This window comes from Stenotrophomonas sp. YJH_SMC_27 (assembly GCF_059369815.1).
In genome coordinates, this window is record NZ_JCAFTA010000006.1 from 163,743 (window position 1) to 181,766 (window position 18,024).

Annotated in this window: 13 protein-coding genes; 5 read left to right on the top strand and 8 right to left on the bottom strand. The window is 65.5% G+C overall.

What is annotated here, in order from left to right; genetic code table 11:
- The first annotated feature begins 154 nt into the window (after window positions 1–154).
- The 3 genes from ribH (at window position 155) to thiL (ending at window position 2,181) form a co-directional block, all read left to right on the top strand.
- Window positions 155–622 (top strand): 6,7-dimethyl-8-ribityllumazine synthase, encoded by a 468-nt coding sequence (gene ribH, locus AC5P7R_RS11225; protein WP_005408061.1) that lies wholly within the window; start codon window positions 155–157, stop codon window positions 620–622.
- The gene (gene nusB / locus AC5P7R_RS11230) at window positions 619–1,098 is read left to right on the top strand and encodes a transcription antitermination factor NusB (RefSeq protein ID WP_005408062.1); all 480 of its coding nucleotides are present in this window, start codon (window positions 619–621) and stop codon (window positions 1,096–1,098) included. The genes ribH and nusB overlap by 4 nt, the downstream gene beginning before the upstream one ends.
- A 120-nt stretch (window positions 1,099–1,218) precedes the next feature.
- Window positions 1,219–2,181: a thiamine-phosphate kinase gene (gene thiL, locus AC5P7R_RS11235; RefSeq protein ID WP_109815041.1), complete on the top strand. Its 963-nt coding sequence runs from the start codon at window positions 1,219–1,221 to the stop codon at window positions 2,179–2,181.
- Between the two features lie 147 nt (window positions 2,182–2,328).
- On the opposite strand, the gene AC5P7R_RS11240 is transcribed toward thiL, so the two are convergent.
- The 6 genes from AC5P7R_RS11240 to AC5P7R_RS11265 form a co-directional block, all read right to left on the bottom strand.
- Window positions 2,329–2,700 (bottom strand): DUF805 domain-containing protein, encoded by a 372-nt coding sequence (locus AC5P7R_RS11240; protein WP_021204583.1) that lies wholly within the window; start codon window positions 2,698–2,700, stop codon window positions 2,329–2,331.
- Between the two features lie 129 nt (window positions 2,701–2,829).
- Window positions 2,830–3,240 carry a hypothetical protein gene (locus tag AC5P7R_RS11245; RefSeq protein WP_109815040.1) on the bottom strand — a complete coding sequence of 137 codons (411 nt, stop codon included), beginning with the start codon at window positions 3,238–3,240 and terminating at the stop codon, window positions 2,830–2,832.
- A gap of 452 nt (window positions 3,241–3,692) precedes the next feature.
- Window positions 3,693–4,139 carry a DUF805 domain-containing protein gene (locus AC5P7R_RS11250; RefSeq protein WP_109815039.1) on the bottom strand — a complete coding sequence of 149 codons (447 nt, stop codon included), beginning with the start codon at window positions 4,137–4,139 and terminating at the stop codon, window positions 3,693–3,695.
- 63 nt (window positions 4,140–4,202) lie between these two features.
- A complete protein-coding gene (locus tag AC5P7R_RS11255) occupies window positions 4,203–4,751 on the bottom strand; it encodes a hypothetical protein (RefSeq protein WP_109815038.1) in 549 nt (182 codons plus the stop codon).
- A gap of 381 nt (window positions 4,752–5,132) precedes the next feature.
- Window positions 5,133–7,526 carry an autotransporter family protein gene (locus AC5P7R_RS11260; RefSeq protein ID WP_329761515.1) on the bottom strand — a complete coding sequence of 798 codons (2,394 nt, stop codon included), beginning with the start codon at window positions 7,524–7,526 and terminating at the stop codon, window positions 5,133–5,135.
- Window positions 7,527–7,805: 279 nt separating this feature from the next.
- Entirely contained in the window at window positions 7,806–10,235 is a 2,430-nt protein-coding gene (locus tag AC5P7R_RS11265; RefSeq protein ID WP_478436203.1) for an autotransporter family protein, read from the bottom strand.
- A 264-nt stretch (window positions 10,236–10,499) separates the two neighbouring features.
- On the opposite strand from AC5P7R_RS11265, the gene AC5P7R_RS11270 reads away from it, so the two are divergent.
- Both AC5P7R_RS11270 and AC5P7R_RS11275 read left to right on the top strand, forming a co-directional pair.
- The gene (locus AC5P7R_RS11270) at window positions 10,500–13,718 is read left to right on the top strand and encodes an autotransporter family protein (RefSeq protein ID WP_478436204.1); all 3,219 of its coding nucleotides are present in this window, start codon (window positions 10,500–10,502) and stop codon (window positions 13,716–13,718) included.
- 192 nt (window positions 13,719–13,910) lie between these two features.
- Complete coding sequence (locus tag AC5P7R_RS11275) at window positions 13,911–15,932, top strand: acyltransferase family protein (RefSeq protein ID WP_495213856.1); 2,022 nt, start codon at window positions 13,911–13,913, stop codon at window positions 15,930–15,932.
- A 100-nt stretch (window positions 15,933–16,032) separates the two neighbouring features.
- Here AC5P7R_RS11275 and AC5P7R_RS11280 read toward each other — a convergent pair whose 3' ends face one another.
- Both AC5P7R_RS11280 and AC5P7R_RS11285 read right to left on the bottom strand, forming a co-directional pair.
- Window positions 16,033–17,418, bottom strand: coding sequence for an FAD-binding oxidoreductase (locus tag AC5P7R_RS11280; RefSeq protein ID WP_478436206.1), 1,386 nt, complete (start codon window positions 17,416–17,418; stop codon window positions 16,033–16,035).
- Window positions 17,415–17,996 carry a metal-dependent hydrolase gene (locus AC5P7R_RS11285; RefSeq protein ID WP_021204563.1) on the bottom strand — a complete coding sequence of 194 codons (582 nt, stop codon included), beginning with the start codon at window positions 17,994–17,996 and terminating at the stop codon, window positions 17,415–17,417. Before AC5P7R_RS11285 ends, AC5P7R_RS11280 begins: the two co-directional genes overlap by 4 nt.
- Between the last annotated feature and the right edge of the window lie 28 nt (window positions 17,997–18,024).

An 18,024-nucleotide genomic window follows, 5' to 3' on the forward strand; every position in this document is an offset into this window, starting at 1 on the left:
TGCCGGCCAGCGGCCGGCACTACCGGTGGGTGCCGACCATGCCCTACCTCGGGTGGGTGCCGACCGTCGGTCGGCACAGCCCTGGGCCTCCGCCAGCCACGGCCGGGGCCCATCCACGCTAGAATTACCCCCTTATCGAGTCCCCAAGCCGCATATGAGCCACTTCGAAGGCGATCTTCGCACTCCCGAATCGGCGCGCTTCGCCATCCTGGCCAGCCGCTGGAATGCCCGCATCACCGACACGCTGGTCGCTGGCGCCCGCCAGAGCCTGGCCGGCAACGGCATCACCGAAGCCAACATCGACGTGATCCGCGTGCCGGGTGCCTGGGAGCTGCCGCTGGTGGCCGCGCGCCTGGCCGCCGCCCACGAACACGCAGCCATCCTCACCCTGGGTTGCGTGATCCGTGGCGATACCCGTCATTACGAACACGTGGCCGACCGCTGCGCCGAGGGCCTGATGCGCGTGCAGCTGGATTTCGGCGTGCCGGTGCTGAACGGCGTGCTGGCGGTGGAACGCGTTGAAGACGCCGAGGCCCGCGCAGGCGGCAGCCACGGCAACAAGGGCGAGGAAGTCGCACTCGCCGCATTGGAAATGGTCAATCTTCTGGAGCAGCTGCCATGAACAAGAACACCCAGGGCAAGCCCTCCGGTAAACCCGTCCGTCGCGATGGCGTCGATCCGGTGCTGCGCTCGCGCGCCCGCCGTCGTGCCGTGCAGGCCATCTACGCCTGGCAGATCTCCGGCGGCAACGCACAGTCGCTGATCGCCCAGTTCGCCCACGAGCAGGCCCGCGAAATTGCCGACCTGGCCTACTTCGAGGCGCTGCTGCACGGGGTGCTCGACAACCGTCGCGACATCGACGAAGCGCTCGGCCCGTACTTGGACCGTGGCATCGAAGAAGTGGACGCGATCGAACGCGCCGTGCTGCGCCTGGCCGCCTACGAGCTGCGCTACCGCCTGGACGTGCCGTACCGCGTGGTGATCAACGAAGCCATCGAATCGGCCAAGCGTTTCGGTTCCGAACATGGCCACACCTACGTCAACGGCGTGCTGGATCGTGCCGCCGTGGAATGGCGCAAGGTCGAATCGGGTCACTGACCCGCCTGTGGTAGTGCCGGCCGCTGGCCGGCAGCTGCAGGGATCCTGAGGTTGCCGGCCAGCGGCCGGCACTACCGCCCACCGCGCGATGCGCGGCACGAACAACAGCGGGAACGCCCCATGTCCCTGGCCGAATTCGCCCTCATCGACCGCATCCGCGCCCGTACCCTCGAGCGCGACGACATCCTGCTCGGCATCGGTGACGACGCCGCGCTGCTGCAGCCGCGCGCCAACGAACAACTGGTGGTCACCGCCGACACGCTCAACAGCGGCGTGCACTTCCCGGTGGAAACCCCGGCCTTCGACATCGGCTGGAAGACCCTGGCGGTCAACCTGTCGGACCTGGCCGCGATGGGCGCGCGGCCGGCGTGGTGCACGCTGGCGTTGTCGCTGCCGGAAGCGTCTGAAGACTGGATCGAGGCCTTCGCCGATGGCTTCTTTGCCCTGGCCGACCAGCACGACATCGCGCTGATCGGCGGCGACACCACGCGCGGTCCGCTGTCGCTGTCGGTGACTGCGATGGGCCAGGTCGGGCGTGGCCAGGCGCTGCGCCGCGACCGCGCACAGGTGGGCGATGACATATGGGTGAGCGGCACGCTGGGTGATGCCGCCGGCGCGCTGCGCCTGTGGCAGCAGGGTGCGCTGAACGTGGCCACCGCGACCCTGCTGGCCGACTACGAACGCCTGCGCCTGCGCCTGCTGCGGCCGACGCCGCGAGTCACCCTCGGCCTGCGCCTGCGTGCCTTCGCGCATGCAGCGGTGGATGTCTCCGATGGCCTGCTGGCCGATCTGGGCCACATCACCACGCGCAGCAACCTGGCCGCACACGTCGATGCCGATTCGCTGCCGATCTCGCACGCGCTGCGCGATCTGCTCGGCCGCGACGGTGCGCGTGACTGCGCATTGCGCGGTGGCGATGACTACGAGCTGTGTTTCACCGCCGCCGCCGATCAGCGCGACGCCCTGCACTACCTGGCCGAATCGCTGGACGTGCCGCTCACCCGCATCGGCCGCATTGCCGAAGGGCAGGGCGTGCACGTGGATGGCGAAGCCGCCGACGGCGGTTACCAGCACTTCGCCTGAGCGAAGACGCCGGGCATGGCCCGGCGCTACCGCGCTGCTGTGGTAGATGCCAACCTTGGTTGGCGTTTCTCCGTATCGACCAAGGTCGACACCTAACAAGGCGGGGCCGTGGCGAACGGGAACGCAGGGCATTGCCCGGCGCCCCCCTTAAACGTGCGGAACGGGCTTACCAAACCGGTTGTCGCCCGGCGTGCTGGGCAGCAGCATGAACACCAGCACGGCCAGGCCGGCAATCGGCACGAGCCCAAGCAACAACCACCAGCCCGAACGATCGGTATCGTGCAGCCGGCGAATGGTCACCGCGATCAGTGGCAGCGCCAGCGCCAGCCAAACCACCAACATCAGCCCGGACGAAACCAGCGCCAGCGATGTGGAGTTGGTGTACCCGGCGATGAAGCCCAGCACGTTCAACGGAATGGTGAACATCATCATGAACAACTGGAACCACCAGTACTCGCTGCGGCTGGCGCGTCCACTGAACTGCGTATAGCGCTTCAGCGGAACCATCATCTTGTGCATCGGTACACTCCCTGAGAAGAAGTGCGAACTATCCGCGCCAGCGCGATAGGTCGGCCATCAGATTTGTTGTAATCGCGAACCGTGCAATACGGAACTGAGCGCTCTTCCGCAGTTCAGAACGCGCGCTGCTCAAGTCGCGTGCAACTGCACATCCACATACTCGGCCAACCCGCGGCAGGCCAGCAGCAGCCCTTCGCGCACGTCGTCACCCACCTGCTGATCTTCATCGCCATCCACGCGCACGCGTTCGGTCGCGTGCAGCAGTTCCAATAGCAACGTCAGCCCGGTATTGGCGCGGTTGGCGCGGGCCATGGCCATGCGCTGTCCGGATGTGCGGCCCTTCTCTGGCCAGGGCTGGCCGTCGGCGGCATCCACTTGGCGGATGCGCTGCAGGCACGCCAATAACGAGGTGCTGGCCGGCACAGTGTTGCCGTGCGTGGCGCTCAGCGTGGTCTCCAACGCGCGCGCGACGGCTTCGGGAAGCACGTTGGCGGCCTCGCCGAGGGTGGCGAACAGGAACGGGTAGTGTGTGGCAGTCATGGCGGCTTCCTTGTGCATGTGACGAAGGAGCCACCCCGCTTAACAGCGAGGGTGGCGGACGGTGCATGGTTCCAATACCGGTGGCTAACGTTGTCAAACGCCGGCGGGCACGAGGCCCCCACGCACCGTCCGCCATAGATGCACGGACAGATTGCCTGCTGACGCCACCCAACAAGGAAAGGGCGACGCCGGCAGGCAAGCGTAAACAACATTTACCAAACGGGATTGGAAGCCCGTGCCACCCGTTGTCGGTGGCGGTCCATCATTTGCACGCAGCGCCAATACTGCCAATGAGAAAAGTTGGAAAGTAGAAAAAATACGAATGTTTGCGACGACGCGGCGAAAGCCGTCAATGCGTGCAGACCGCGACATCACCTGTAGAACCGAGCCTATGCTCGGCTCGTCACGTGCAGCCGAGCGTGTACCCGGCTCTACAAAATACGAAAACGGATCTAGCGTGGCGCTGGTCCATAAAGGTTATCGCCCTCCTGACCAGGGCGAAGCATTTGAAGCAGTACAAAGGCGGGCCCGACTGCAGGGATCATTAACGTAAGGCACATCCACCCAGATTGTCCGAGATCCCGAAATCTGCGCGCGACAAGCGCGTAGAACGGGACGAGGCTGAACACGATGTAGCCAAACCAAACGTATGCAAGCAGATCGTTCAATCGCATGCCTTCTCCCAGGGTGCCAGGCGGAAATCGGCGGGAGCTGTATGCGGCGATGCCGATGATCGACAGGCTAACCATGACCTGAAGAAGAAAGAAGAACCAGAACTCGCGTCGTGATGATCGCCCTTTGAAACAGGCGAAAAGACGAAAGGGGCGTAGTGCAAGACTGATCATATTGAAGATGGATGATGGGCCGGTCGCCGAGCGTATCGACCCTGTATTGAGCATGCGATACAACAAGTTGCATATTGACCCGTCTTCAACGCCGTCGGGCCGATTGGTGAATCGGTCCTAGCGACGGGTGGGATCGCTTGTCGTGAGCTGGATCTTCTCTGACTTGGCAAAGGCGTCTTGGGCGTCACTCAGCTTCTGAAGGTTTGTATCCATGCGCTCGATGGCGGGTTCCAAGCGAGCCAGAATCGATGTGGATTGCTCGGTGGTGTAGCCTTCTGGCAGCTCTGCCATGGTCACCATGATCGAGAACATGTCTTCGACACTCTGCAGTGATGTGAGTAGATGCTGGTGCAGATCCGCTGCCTCGGAGCGATGTGTCATGCGTTCTGCAGCGGTTCGCCTCTCAATGGCGTCCTTGTGTGCATTCTGAAGTCGAAAGCGAAACTTGGAGAGATCATCCCCGTTATCGATTGCTTCATAGAACTCTTCCGCCCATGGGCCGTCGTTCCACGTGTTCACCGTGCCGACCGTGCTGTTCCACGTCGCTACGTTTTCCTCCAGATAGCGGTCATTTGGATAAACGTAGCCGCGCGTATGCGGGCGGGCATCGCATGCCGTAAGAAGGCCAATGGATAGAAGCAGGAAGAGGCTGGTCGCGCATTTCATGTGAGGTACCAGTGGCTAGGGAAGATGACTGAAGCCTGGCGTGGTTAGATGGGCCAAGAAGTGCTGCGATGCACGACTCCGCGCTCGGGGATCCAGTGGGCCGCGAGTCTATGAGCGGAGACGTGCGGCGCTCAAGGTCAGAAGCGACAGTGGGTTGTTGTCGCGGTTGAATCGTGGGCATCCCCAGAGGCGGGCTATGAGTCATGGCCTCTCTCACGCGTAGGGGGGGGGCGCTTCAGGCGAAACGTTGACGTCGTGTGATCACTGAGGAAAGTGTGGCTACCCGTCGGCAGGAGATGGCCTGAGGGCCTTTCAATCCAAGTCCGGTGACGAAATACAAGAACGGCGCCGGAATCATCCGGCGCCGTGCATGTTTCTCCATTACCAGCGGTACGACATGCTCAGATTGGCCGTCGCTTCGCGATACCCATGGTCACCGCGCATCACGCCGAAGCCACCCCACGCACTCAGCCCGGAACGGAAGTCCACGCGCGCGCCGGCATTCAATTCGTAGCGGTTGCGCGGCACGCTGGCCTTCAGTGCTTCATCATCAAACGCCATGCCGTTGCTGGCGCCGTCGCGGTACCAGTTGGCCACCACATATGGGCTGACCGACGCCCCGGCGGCACTGCGGCCTTCGCCCTGCAGGCGCAGGCCCGCGCGGCCGGACAGGCCGCTGTCGCCCAGGCTGCGCACCACGGTGCCGTTGGTTTCCTCGTGGCGGTCAGTATTGGCGTCGGTGTAGACCAGCTGCAGTTCCGGCTGCAGGCTCAGCGCGGTGCTGCCGATCTGGCCGATACCGAAGCGGTAGCCAGCTTCCAGCGACGACTGCCAGATGTCCGAGTCGTAGCGTTCCTCGGCCAGGCCTTCGCCCTGCACGCGGTTGCGGAACTGGCCGCGCTGCACGTTGGCATCCACATACAGCGCATCGTTGCTCCAGTTGCCGTACACGCCCAGCGCGCCACCGTTGACCTTGCCACGTGCGCTGTAGCCGGTCAGCTGCGAACGCGAGGTGGCGTCGGACTTGGCCAGCGTACCCATCACGCCCACGCGGCCCTGGCCGTTGTCGAACACGCCGATGTCCGCACCCAGCTGCAGGCGCGAGCGGTCCACGCGCAGGTCCAGCTGCTCTTCCACCGCCGACAGCTTGCTCTGGGTTGCATCCACACGTGCCCAGCCACGCACGCCATCAACGGCGGAGGTGTTGCCGCCCTGGCGGTCGCGCCAGCCGTGGCGCAGCATCTGGTCCATCGCGAACTGGTTGGCCAGGTAGGCGCCGGCTTCCGGGCGCAGCACTGGCGTGGGGTCAACCGGATCGACCGGGTCCACCGGATCGACCGGCGTGCACTCCGGCAGTGTGGGATCCACCACGCACGGGTCCGGCGTGCCGGCCAGCTCCGAGCGCAGGTACCAGCCGCCGTTGGTCGCGTCCTTGAACAGGAAGTACTCGTACTGCCCGCCCACCGCACGGCCCTGCAGGTCGAACTGCGCATTGGACGCACCGCCCACGCGGATCAGCTCGATGCCCTTGTCGGTCTTTGCGCCGGCACCACCGGCATTGAGCACACGCACGTTGGCCTGGCCGTTGGCATCGCCCTTGATGATCAGCTTGTCGGTGGCCGAGCTGTCGTCACCCAGCTGGGTGTTGAACAGCAGGGTGCCGCCGGCGCCGTCGAAGGAATCCACGGTGAGCGTATTGAACGTGCCGCCATTGCCGAGTGCCACCGTGCCGGTGCTACCCAGCGCCAGGTGGCCGACATTGCTGTCGCCGGTCATCAGCCAGGTGCTGTCGCTGTCGATGCTGGCCGAAGTGACGTTGATGAACCGGCCGTCGATCTGCGCCTTGTTGCGAAGCGCCACGTTCAGTGTCCCGAGCGTGGTGGCGGTATCGAAGTTGACGTTGCCGGCCAGCCGGGAATCATCAACGGTGAAGTTGACGTCGGTGCGCGCAGCGACAGGGCCGAATTCACTCCTGACCAGCAGCAGGTTGCCATCGGCGCCCGACAGCTTGGCGTTGTTGCGGATCGTGATGTTGTAGTCGTTGTCTTCCAGCGGCATGACCTGGATGGCCGCACCGCGCTGGGACACCAGCGTGGAATCGTCAACGTTGAGCGTCACCGCACCGGCCGGATTGAGCTCGCCCCACAGCATCGCGCCCACGTTGGCACCGGTCACATGGGAGCCGTTGAGGATATCCATCGTGCCGAACTGCAGGCGAACGCCCAGGCCGCTGTTGTAGGGCGCAGCCGTGCCAGGATTGTCCTCTACGCGGATCTGCATGGCATCAAGCACGGCAAGGGGGTTGCGGTTCCCTGAGCCGCTGGCCGCGCTGCGCAGGTCGACACCGACGGCCAGGCTCTGGGGCGTTAGATCGGCAGCGGCCACGATGATGGAGCCTCCCGTCAGGCGAGCCACAGTGTCGCCGCCATTCAGCCCAATGCCACCACCGCGAAAATGAGTGCCGACCGCCGTCAACGTGGCGTTGCCCGCGAGCGTCGCTGCACCAGACCTGCTCATCGACGTCACGGTGCCGCCCTCGAGTGTGATGGTCGACGTATCCTCGGCGGAGATCTCGTTCATCGCCGCATCGCGACCGATCAGCGTCGAGCCATTCTTCAGTGTCCAGGATTCCACCGGATCACCTGCGACGACCTCGGCGTTCTGACCGTCCAGATCGCCCGCCAGTGCGGCACCTGCCGACAGCGAGGCGAGCGCCAGCAGCAGGCCCCGGGCCAAGGGGCGAAGCAACAGGGGGCGGGTGGAATGAAGGTTCATGGTCTTGTCCTTTGCAGAGAGAAACGGGCGAGACACTGCACGACAACCGGAAACCCCTGTTCAGCGGGGTGACGTATACGCCTGCGACTTGTGAAGAAAATGTGAGGCGGGCAGTCGTTTGCGAATGCACGTGTCTGGAATGGGCTAAAAGTGTCCGGTCCGGGGAGAGGTGTTCCCATTCAATTAGTTGCAAAGCGTGCTTTGCTGGTGGCCCATGGCCAGCAGCGGTTAAGTTCCGCGTGCAATTCGTCCTTCAGCGCGATGCGCCGCACCGGTGCGTCACCACCTGTACCCCAGACTCAGATTGGCCGTCGCTTCGCGATACCCTTGGTCACCACGCATCACACCAAATCCACCACAGGCTCTCAGCCCGGAACGGAAATCCACGCGCGCGCCGGCATTCAACTCGTAGCGGTTGCGCGGCACGCTGGCCTTCAGTGCTTCATCATCAAACGCCATGCCGTTGCTGGCGCCGTCGCGGTACCAGTTGGCCACCACATACGGGCTGACCGATGCCCCGGCGGCACTGCGGCCTTCGCCCTGCAGGCGCAGTCCCATGCGGCCGGACAGGCCGCTGTCGCCCAGGCTGCGCACCACGGTGCCGTTGGCTTCGGTGTGGCGGTCGATGCTGGCATCGGTGTAGACCAGCTGCAGTTCCGGCTGCAGGCTCAGCACGGTATTGCCGATCTGGCCGATGCCGATGCGGTAACCGGCTTCCAGCGAGCTCTGCCAGATATCTGAGTCGTAGCGCTCTTCGCCCAGGCCTTCGCCCTGCACGCGGTTGCGGAACTGGCCGCGCTGCACGTTGGCATCCACATACAGCGCATCGTTGCTCCAGTTGCCGTACACGCCCAGCGCACCGCCGTTGACCTTGCCACGTGCGCTGTAGCCGGTCAGCTGCGAACGCGAGGTGGCATCGGACTTGGCCAGCGCACCCATCACGCCCACGCGGCCCTGGCCGTTGTCGAACACGCCGATGTCCGCACCCAGCTGCAGGCGCGAGCGGTCCACGCGCAGGCCCAGCTGCTCTTCCACCGCCGACAGCTTGCTCTGGGTTGCATCCACACGTGCCCAGCCACGCACGCCATCAACGGCGGAGGTGTTGCCGCCCTGGCGGTCGCGCCAGCCGTGGCGCAACATCTGGTCCATCGCAAACTGGTTGGCCAGGTACGCGCCGGCTTCCGGGCGCAGCACCGGGATGGGAGTGCCCGGGTCGATTGGATCAATCGGATCCACGGGATCAACCGGATCAATGGGATCAACCGGTTGGCACTGCGGCAGTGTGGGGTCGGTATCACACGGATCTGGACCGACGGGAACCTCCGAACGCAGGTACCAGCCGCCATCGGTCGCGTCCTTGAACAGGAAGTACTCGTACTGTCCGCCCACCGCACGGCCCTGCAGGTCGAACTGCGCATTGGACGCACCGCCCACGCGGATCAGTTCGATGCCCTTGTCGGTCTTCGCGCCCGCACCACCGGCATTGAGCACACGCACGTTGGCCTGGCCGTTGGCATCGCCCTTGATGATCAGTCTGTCGGTGGCCGAGCTATCGTCACCCAACTGGGTGTTGAACAGCAGGGTGCCGCCGGCGCCGTCGAAGGTGTCCACGGTGAGGTCGTTGAACGTGCTGCCATTGCCCAGCGCCACGGTGCCAGTGCCGCCCAGCATGAAATGGCCCACATTGCTGTCGCCGGTCATCGACCACGTACTGCCACTGTCGATGTCGGCCGAGGTGACGTTGACGAAGCGGCCATATAGCCGAGCCCTGTTGCGCAGGATCACGTTCAACGTGCCGTTGGTGACGGTGGAGGGATCGAGCGTGATATTGCCGGCCACGCGCGAATCATCAATGGTGAAGTTGACGTCGGTGCGGGCGCTGCTGGCCGCGCCCTGGCTGGCCACCAGCAGGAGGTTCCCATCACCGCCGGCCAGGGTGGAACCGTTGGATACGGTGATGTCGTAGGTATTGGCGAACTGCGGCAGCACACGGATGGCCGCACCCCGCCGCGCACGGATTTCAGAGTCGTCGATGCGCAGGCGGATAGGGGTGGTCGTGCCATCAGCCCCCCACAGCATCGCCCCAACGTTGGCCGCCTCGATGGACGACCCATCAAGGATGTCCATGTTGCCAAGCATCAAGCGCACCCCCAGGCCACTGCTGGCATCCGTGCCGCCGGGCACATCTTCTACGAGGATGTACATCGTCTCGATGACGGCGGAGGGCGCATCGGTACCGGCACCTGTGGCTCCGCTGGCAAGATCGACGCCGATGGAGCGGTCTGTCGCTGCGGTCAGGTGGCTGGCATCGATGACGATCGAGGCCTGCGCGAGCTGCGCACTGGCTGCCCCCTGCAGCGCAATGCCGCCACCCTTGAAATGCGTTGCGCGTGTGCTCAGCCGTGCCGCGTCCGTCAGCGCGACCGCCGCCGTCACACCGCTGCCGGCAGCAACGCCGACGGCACCACCGAGCAGGTCGATTCCGGAGGTGTCAGCGGCGGAAATCTGATGCATCACCGCGTTCTGGCCGACCAGCTTGGAGCCATTCTTCAGTGTCCACGCTTCCACCGGATCACCTGCACGAACGTGGGCCGTCTGGCCATCGAGATCGCCTGCCAGGGCGGTGCCCGTCGACAGCGCGGAAAGCGCCAGCAGCAGACTGCGGGCCAGCGGGCATAGCGATGGGGAGCAAGTGGAATGAGGGTTCATGGTCGCGTCCCTGGCAGGCGTGGAATGGGGCTGATTACGAATGCGTGTGTCTGGAATGGCCTCAAGTGTCCGTTCTGGGTAGAGGTGTTCCCATGCAATTAGTTGCAAAGCGTTCCTGGCTGCCCGCTCCCTGAGGGACGCCGTTAAGGAACCGGCGGTGGATGCGTGTCCTCCGTCATCGGGACGCGGGCGCAGTTGCAATGGATTCGATGGCGAGGCGTTGGCGGTGCCGGGAGCATGTGGCCTCCCTCAAGGAGACCTCGCATGCGCTTTGCTTTCCCTTCCCATCATCCCCTCGCGATCGCCCTGGCGGGTGCGCTGTGCGTCTCACCCGGCGCCGAGGCTCAGCAGGTAGTGGCCGATGGCACCAGTGAAACCCCCGCTGGCGGCAGCTATTCCACCACCGCTGGCGACGAGCACGCCTTCCATGTTCTCAATGGCGGCCGCATCACTGCCAATGACGCGGTGGTGCTGGCCACCGAGGGAAATGCGGCTGCTGGCATCCGCGTGGAAGGCACTGGCAGCAGCCTGTACGTTGCCGATGCCACCATCACCACCCGTGGCGACAATGCAGCAGGCGCGTCCATTTCAGGCACTGACGGTGCGATCCAGATCGCCAAGGTCAGCATCGAGACACAGGGTTCAGCCAGCCACGGCCTGAGCGTTGCAGGTGCTACTGCCAGCGTTGGCCATGCAGACGTTCTTACCCGCGGCAACGGTTCGCACGGTGTGACGGTCGGTGGCGGCGGTACTGTGGAGCTGAGTGGCGGTACCGTCACCACGGAAGGAAGCAATGCCAATGCGGTGCTTGCCAGTGGTGCGGGCAGCACGGCACGGATCGCAGGCAGTACGCTGGTCAACCGCAGCGCAGGCACCTACGTCGCATTGGCCAATTCGGGTGCCGCCCTGCATCTGCAGGACGCACACGTTAGCCATGAAGGGGCGACGGGATTTGGCGTCGCCATCCACGCAGGCAGTACCGGTGAGCTGCGCAATGTGCACATCACGATGCAGGGACTGGGCACCGGGTTGGCAGGTGGCGGTGACGTCGCGATGCTGGGTGGTTCCGTTGTCGCGGCTGCAGCAGGGAGCACGGCTGTGGTTGCCCGTGGCGGGAGCATGCGGCTGGAATCGGTGGACGTTCGTGGTGATTACGGCATCAGCGCCAGCGGCGGAGCGCGGCTGGAACTGGTGGGCAGTCGCGTGCGTGCGGCGAACGGGGTGTTGCAGATATCAGGGCTGGGGACGACTGCACATGTGCAGGGATCCGAGCTGCTGGGTGACGGAGGAGCGGCCACGATTGCAGTCCATGACTCGGCCGTGCTGGATCTCCTGCACAGTGTTGTCCGCAGCGAAGGTGCCAATCGGGTTGGCATCGACAATCGCGGCGGCGCGGTGACGCTGGAGGGCGCGCAGGTCCATACCACCGGCGTGTCCAGCCACGCGCTGTACGCGGAGGCCAGTGGTCCGGTGCGCCCTCGCATCGATGCCGGTGAAACCTTGCTCAGCACGACCGGCGACAACGCCATCGGGGCTGTTGCACGGAAGGGGGGCAGCATCCATCTGGTGGACAGTGTCGTGCTGACCACCGGAGATGGCGCCCACGGCGTGCTGTCCGGGGGTGTCGGCGAAATGACGCTGAACAACACCCATGTCCGCACCGAAGACGAGCGCGCGTGGGCAGCGGTGATCAATGACAACGGGCGGATGCGCATCGACGGCGGTTCGCTGGTGAGTGCCCAGCATGGCGGTGTGTGGCTGCGTAGCAGCCGCGATGCAGGCCTGACTCTGTCCAATGGCACGTTGGTATCGGGCGGCAACGGCATCGCGCTGGCACTGGATGCCGCAGTGGCCGGACGTTTCGATGTTGCACTGGGCGGAGGCTCGCAGATGGTGGGCGACATCGTCATCACCCCGGAGGATGAGGATGCGGGCCTGCCACCACAGTCGGATGTGCATGTGCGGCTGGCGGATGGGTCGCTGTGGCAGGGCAGTTCTGACCTGGTGCAGACGATGGCGATCGAGAGCGGCAGCCAGTGGACACTGAGCGGTGATGCCACGGTAGGCGAGCTTCAGGTGCTCAACAGTGGCGTGGCACTGTCTGACGGCAGTGGTCGCTTCAATACGCTCACCGTGGACGGCGACCTGCACAGCGAAGGGGCCACGTTCCTGTTCCAGGGCGCGCTGGCCGGCGATGACAGCGCGATGGATCGCCTGCACGTGCGCGGCGATACCTCCGGCGATGCGCTGATCGCGGTGAAGAACATCGGTGGGGTGGGTGCGCAGACAAAGGATGGCATCCAACTGATCGAGATCGACGGCGCATCACTGGCGAGCTACGCACTGAGCGGCCGCGCGGTGGGCGGATCGTACGAGTACTTCCTGTTCCAGGGCGGCCTGGCGGATCCTACCGATGGCAACTGGTACCTGCGTTCTCAGTGGTTCGATGTCTGCAAGGACAACCCGGCTGCGCCGGGATGCGTGGTCGATCCGGGCCCGGATCCGATCGACCCGACGGATCCCGTCGATCCGGTGGATCCAATCAATCCGATTCTGCCTCCGCCGGTACTGCGCCCGGAAGCCGGTGCCTATCTGGCAAACCAATCGGCAGCTATCAACATGTTTTCCCATCGTATGAACGACCGCATCGGGGCCGTCTCGCTGGATGAAGGCCGTGCCGCGTGGGCGCGCGTGGGCCGGCAGCAGGCGGACTTCAGCGCGGTCGGCGGTCAGCTGTCGATCGACGGCAACACCTCGGTGCTGCAGATCGGCAGTGACCTGGTTCGCCGAGGCAATGCAGCGTTCGGCGTGATGTTGGGCACGGGGCGTGCTGACAGCAGTGCAGTGTCCGATCTGACCGGCTACAGCGCCAAGGGGCGGGTGCGTGGCAGCGCGGTGGGTGTGTACGGCACCTGGTTGCAGGCGGCTGACGGCACGCAGGGCGCGTACATGGATGCGAACCTGCAGTACGGCCGCTTCGATAACCGGGTGCAGGGCATCGGCCTGGCGCCGGAGCACTACGATTCGCGCATGGCCAGTGCGTCGCTGGAGGCCGGCTACACCTTCAACGTGTGGCAGGGCAGCGCCAGCGCACTGTATGTGCAGCCGCAGCTGCAGCTGAGCCATGTCGATTTCCGCGCTGATCGCCACGTGGAGAGCAACGGCACGGTGATCGACCATGCCGACGCCGGTGGCCTGAGCGGGCGCCTGGGCGTGCGTGTGTTTGGCCATGGCACTGCGGCCGACAATGCCCTGCAGCCGTACCTGGGCGTGAACTGGCTGCGTGGCAGCGGCACCAGCACGTTGCAGTTCAACGGTGACATGCTGGGCGCGGACGTGCCACGCAACCGTTACGAGGTGCAGGCCGGTGCCGAGCTGAAGCTGGGCCAGCGCTGGGGTGCGTGGGGTGGCCTGACCGTGCAGCGCGGCGACCACGGTTACCGCAACGTGGGCGGCCAGCTGGGCCTGCGCAAGGCCTGGTAATCGGGCGTGCAGCGGGGTCAGAGCCCATTGCCCAGGTAATGGGATCCGACCCCGCTGCTGCTGTAGAGCTGAGCCCATGCTCGGCTCAACGCGATCTGGACGAAGGGCAGCCGAGCAGGGCTCTGCCCTGCAGTGGCCCACAGGCTGCATCGAACCTAAACACACACCCGCCCTGTCGCGATCGTCCATTGAATGACTGCGCAAACGGTGGCGATGCTCCCGGATCGCTCGCTGCTGGTCACCCGCATGTCCCCTCCCGAACGTTCCCACAATGCGGCCATTGACGGCCTGCGCGCATTGGCGGTGCTGGCCGTCATCCTGTTCCACACCAATGCGGCATGGTTGCCCGGTGGCTTCACCGGCGTGGACCTGTTCTTCGTGGTGTCCGGCTTCGTGATCAGCCAGTCGTTGGCGTCACGCACCAACGCATCACTCGGCGCACTGCTGCTCGACTTCTACCGTCGACGCGTGCTGCGCCTGTTGCCGGCGCTGCTGGTAATGCTGATGGCCACCTTCGTGCTGTCGGCGCTGTTCATTCCCCGCGCGTGGCGCAACGAGCAGTTCGACCAGACCGGCTGGGCCGCGCTGGTCGGCTTCAGCAACATCGTGCTGGCTGGGCAGCAGGACGACTATTTCTCACCTGGCGCCGAACTCAACCCGTTCCTGCACACGTGGACGCTGGGTGTGGAGGAGCAGTTCTACCTGGTCTTCCCGCTGCTGTTCTTCGTCTGGCTGCGCGGGCGTGAGCGCTGGCCGTGGTCGCGTTGGCTGTTGCCGGTGCTCACCGCGCTGTCGCTGGTGTGGGCAGGTTGGCAGGCGCAATCGGCACCGGCGGCAGCGTTCTATCTGCTGCCGGCGCGGTTCTGGGAGCTGGCCGCAGGCGCGCTGCTGTACCAGTGGATGCGTACGCGTACGCCGGGCCCGAACGGTGACACGGTTGCAGCGGCCGGCCTGGCGCTGCTGGCCGCAGGTGCGCTGATCGCACCGCAGTTGGCGATGCCGGTTCCAGGCGTGCTGGCCACCGTGGCCGGTACCCTGCTGCTGTTGGCAAGCGTGTCGACGCCTGGGACATCGCGCATCGCCCGCGCGCTGGGCTGCGCACTGCTCGCCTACCTGGGGCGCTTGTCCTATTCGCTGTACCTGTGGCATTGGCCGTTGCTGGTGCTGCTGCGCTGGACCTACGGTCTGCAGGGAGCGGCACTGTGGCTGTACCCGGTGCTGCTGTTGGCGGTATCCGCTGCGTCCTACCACTTCATCGAACGTCCGCTGCGCCGTGCAGCACCCCTGCTGCGGCTGGCACCGGCCAAGGTGCTGGCGATGGCGTTGCCGGTGGTGGCGCTGTGTGGCGCGGGTGCCTGGGCCACCGTGGAGTACCACGAGCAGGTCTCGCTGAGCGTTACCCGTGACGGCTATGCATGGCAGGCGCGGCGCTACCCGGCATGGCGTCCGCTGGAGCCGGTGAGCGCGCCGGCGCTCGAAGGGCGGCGGCTGTTCGTGGTGGGGGATTCGCATGCGGCGGCCTATCGCACGATGACCAGCATGGTGGCGCGCCAGACCGGCATGGAGGTGCGTCAGGATGATCGTGGCGGCTGCAGCTTCGTCAATCTGCTGCGGGCCAGCCCGTCCGACTGCCAGGCATTCATCGAGCACGCGCTGTCGACCATCGAGCGCGAGGCGCGCCCCGGTGACTTCGTGCTGCTGGCGGCATTGCGCATGCCGGAGCTGCGTGGATTCGACTGGCAGCGGCAGGATGCACAGGAAATCTATCGTCAACTGCTTGCCGAGCGCACCCCGACCAATGCGCAGGCCGCGCGTGATGAGGCTGATCGTGTTCTTGGACGTCTGCAGAAGCTGGGCGTGCATGTGGTTTTGGATGCACCACTGCCGTTGTTCAAGGCCGGTGCGTACCGCTGTTCGGACTGGTTCAACCGCCGCAACCCGGCTTGTGCCGGGGGCCTGAGCATGCGGCGCGCCGACCTGGACAGGCTGCGAGCGCCGCAGATGGCGTTGCTGTCCGAACTGGCAGCGCGCTATCCATCGCTGACGGTGTGGGATCCACTGCCGCTGCTGTGTGGGCCGCAGACCTGTTCGGCCGTGGAAGAGGGCGGACCGTTGTTCTTCGACAACGATCATCTGAGTGGGCACGGTAATCGCGTGCTGCTGCCCAGTTTCCGGCAGACCCTGAGCGATATTGCAGGCGACAAGCTCTTGTAGAGCCGAGCCCACGCTCGGCTGCTCTTCGTTCCGCAGGCGGGAAGTCCGCGCTGCGCGCGGTGAGCCGAGCATGGCTCGGCTCTACAGCAGTGCGCGCGATCTATGCCGGCGGCAGCACCTTGCCCGGGTTGAGAATCCCATCCGGGTCCAGCGCGGCCTTGATCGCACGCATCGTCACCAAGGTAGCCGGGGTGAAGGCCTGCGCCATGAAATCGCGCTTGGCCAGGCCGATGCCGTGCTCGCCCGACAGCGTGCCGCCCAGTGCCAGGGTCAGCTCGAAGATCTTCGGCAGCGCGGCATGCGCGCGCGCGTTTTCGTCGGCATCCTCCGGATGGTAGAGGATGTTGACGTGCAGGTTGCCGTTGCCGGCATGGCCGAAGGTGACGATGGTGAGTCTGTAGTCACGCGCCAATGCCTGCACGCCAGCCACAAGCTCTGGAATGCGCGACACCGGCACCACCACGTCTTCATTGATCTTGCCGGGCGCGACGGTGCGCAGTGCCGGCGACAGTGCCTTGCGCGCGGCCCACAGCTGGTCGCGTGCACGGCCTTCCATCGCCACGTCCAGTTCGATCATGCCGTCGCCTTCAGCGGCGCTGGCCAGTGCCTGCAGCAGATAGGGCAGGGTGTCGTGGTCACCATCGGCTTCCACCAGCAGCATCGCACCGGCCTCCGGCACGTCCGCACCGTTGAGACGCAGCAGCTCAAGGCTGCGCGCGTCCATGAATTCCAGGCGCGTGGGTACCACCGGCTGCGACATCAGGCGTGACACTGCGGCGGCGGCCGCATCGGCGTCGCGGTACAGCACGCGCAGTCCGGCCTGGCTGACCGGCAGCGGGGTGAGCTTGAGGGTGGCTTCCACGATCAGCGCCAGCGTGCCTTCGCTGCCCACCAGCAGGTGGGTGAGGTCGTAGCCGGTGGAATCCTTGGTGTAGGCACCACCGCAGCGGATCACCTCGCCGGTGCCGGTCACCGCCACTAGACCCAGCACGTTGTCGCGGCTGGTGCCGTACTTCACCGCGCGTGGGCCACCGGCATTGCAGGCCAGGTTGCCACCCACGCTGCAGATCTCCGCGCTGGACGGGTCCGGCGCCCAGAACAGGCCATGCGGGGCCAGCGCCTGCTGCAGGGTTCCATTGAGCACGCCCGGCTGCACCACGGCGCAGCGATCACCGGCGCGGATCGCCACGATGCGGTCCATGCGGGTGAACGACAGCACGATGCTGCCCGGCAACGGCACGGCCGCGCCGGTGGTGCCGGTGCCCGCGCCGCGCGCGACCAGTGCCACGCCATGCGCACGGCAGGCACGCACCAGCGCCTGCACCTGTTCGATGCTGGCGGGCAGCGCGACGGCGGCAGGGCGCTGGTGGCGCCACGAGTTGTCCTGTGCGTTCGCCTCCAGCGCGTTGTCATCCATGCGCCAGCCATCGGCACCCAGCAGGGCGGACAGTTCGGCAACCAACGCGGCGGGCAGGACAGTACTCATGATGGATCTCGCGGGACAGCAGGGGCGGGTTGGATCAGTTTCCATGCAACAACGGCGCCGGCCAGCGGCAGCCACACCCAGCGCAGTTCAGAGAGCAGGGTGGCGATGCCGCGCGCGCTGAAGAACTGGGGCGCGAACGGTGACACGCGGATGGGGCGCCACGGCGCGAAGAAGCGGTGTTCACTCCACGGCCAAGCCAGCGCGACGCCGAGGCCGCCGGAGGTCATCGCATCCAGCAGCGGATGGCTGGCGGCGCAGACGAAGACGAATACAGCGGCTTGTACGGTAGATGCCAACCTTGGTTGGCACACATCCGCCGACCAAGGCCGGCGACTACCAAAGAACGCCCACACCGCGGCCAGCACCGCCAACACCCCGGCAAACAACAACGAATGGCTGGCACCGCGATGGCCGAACGCATCGGCATAGGGAATGTGCAGGGCAAAGGCCAGTACATCGGCATCGGGCAGCATCGCCGCGACCACACCCGCAGCGAGCAACCACGCAGGAATGCGGCCACGATCCGCGGCGCACCACAGCGCCAACGGCACAGCGGCATGGGTGATGATCGAAGGCATCAGTCACGTACCATGGTAGTGCCGGCCG

Coding starts and splice junctions, on each gene's coding strand:
- ribH (WP_005408061.1), top strand. CDS start 155: ATGAGCCACTTCGAAGGCGATCTTCGCACTCCCGAATCGGCGCGCTTC.
- nusB (WP_005408062.1), top strand. CDS start 619: ATGAACAAGAACACCCAGGGCAAGCCCTCCGGTAAACCCGTCCGTCGC.
- thiL (WP_109815041.1), top strand. CDS start 1,219: ATGTCCCTGGCCGAATTCGCCCTCATCGACCGCATCCGCGCCCGTACC.
- AC5P7R_RS11240 (WP_021204583.1), bottom strand. CDS start 2,700: ATGCACAAGATGATGGTTCCGCTGAAGCGCTATACGCAGTTCAGTGGA.
- AC5P7R_RS11245 (WP_109815040.1), bottom strand. CDS start 3,240: ATGACTGCCACACACTACCCGTTCCTGTTCGCCACCCTCGGCGAGGCC.
- AC5P7R_RS11250 (WP_109815039.1), bottom strand. CDS start 4,139: ATGCTCAATACAGGGTCGATACGCTCGGCGACCGGCCCATCATCCATC.
- AC5P7R_RS11255 (WP_109815038.1), bottom strand. CDS start 4,751: ATGAAATGCGCGACCAGCCTCTTCCTGCTTCTATCCATTGGCCTTCTT.
- AC5P7R_RS11260 (WP_329761515.1), bottom strand. CDS start 7,526: ATGAACCTTCATTCCACCCGCCCCCTGTTGCTTCGCCCCTTGGCCCGG.
- AC5P7R_RS11265 (WP_478436203.1), bottom strand. CDS start 10,235: ATGAACCCTCATTCCACTTGCTCCCCATCGCTATGCCCGCTGGCCCGC.
- AC5P7R_RS11270 (WP_478436204.1), top strand. CDS start 10,500: ATGCGCTTTGCTTTCCCTTCCCATCATCCCCTCGCGATCGCCCTGGCG.
- AC5P7R_RS11275 (WP_495213856.1), top strand. CDS start 13,911: ATGACTGCGCAAACGGTGGCGATGCTCCCGGATCGCTCGCTGCTGGTC.
- AC5P7R_RS11280 (WP_478436206.1), bottom strand. CDS start 17,418: ATGAGTACTGTCCTGCCCGCCGCGTTGGTTGCCGAACTGTCCGCCCTG.
- AC5P7R_RS11285 (WP_021204563.1), bottom strand. CDS start 17,996: ATGCCTTCGATCATCACCCATGCCGCTGTGCCGTTGGCGCTGTGGTGC.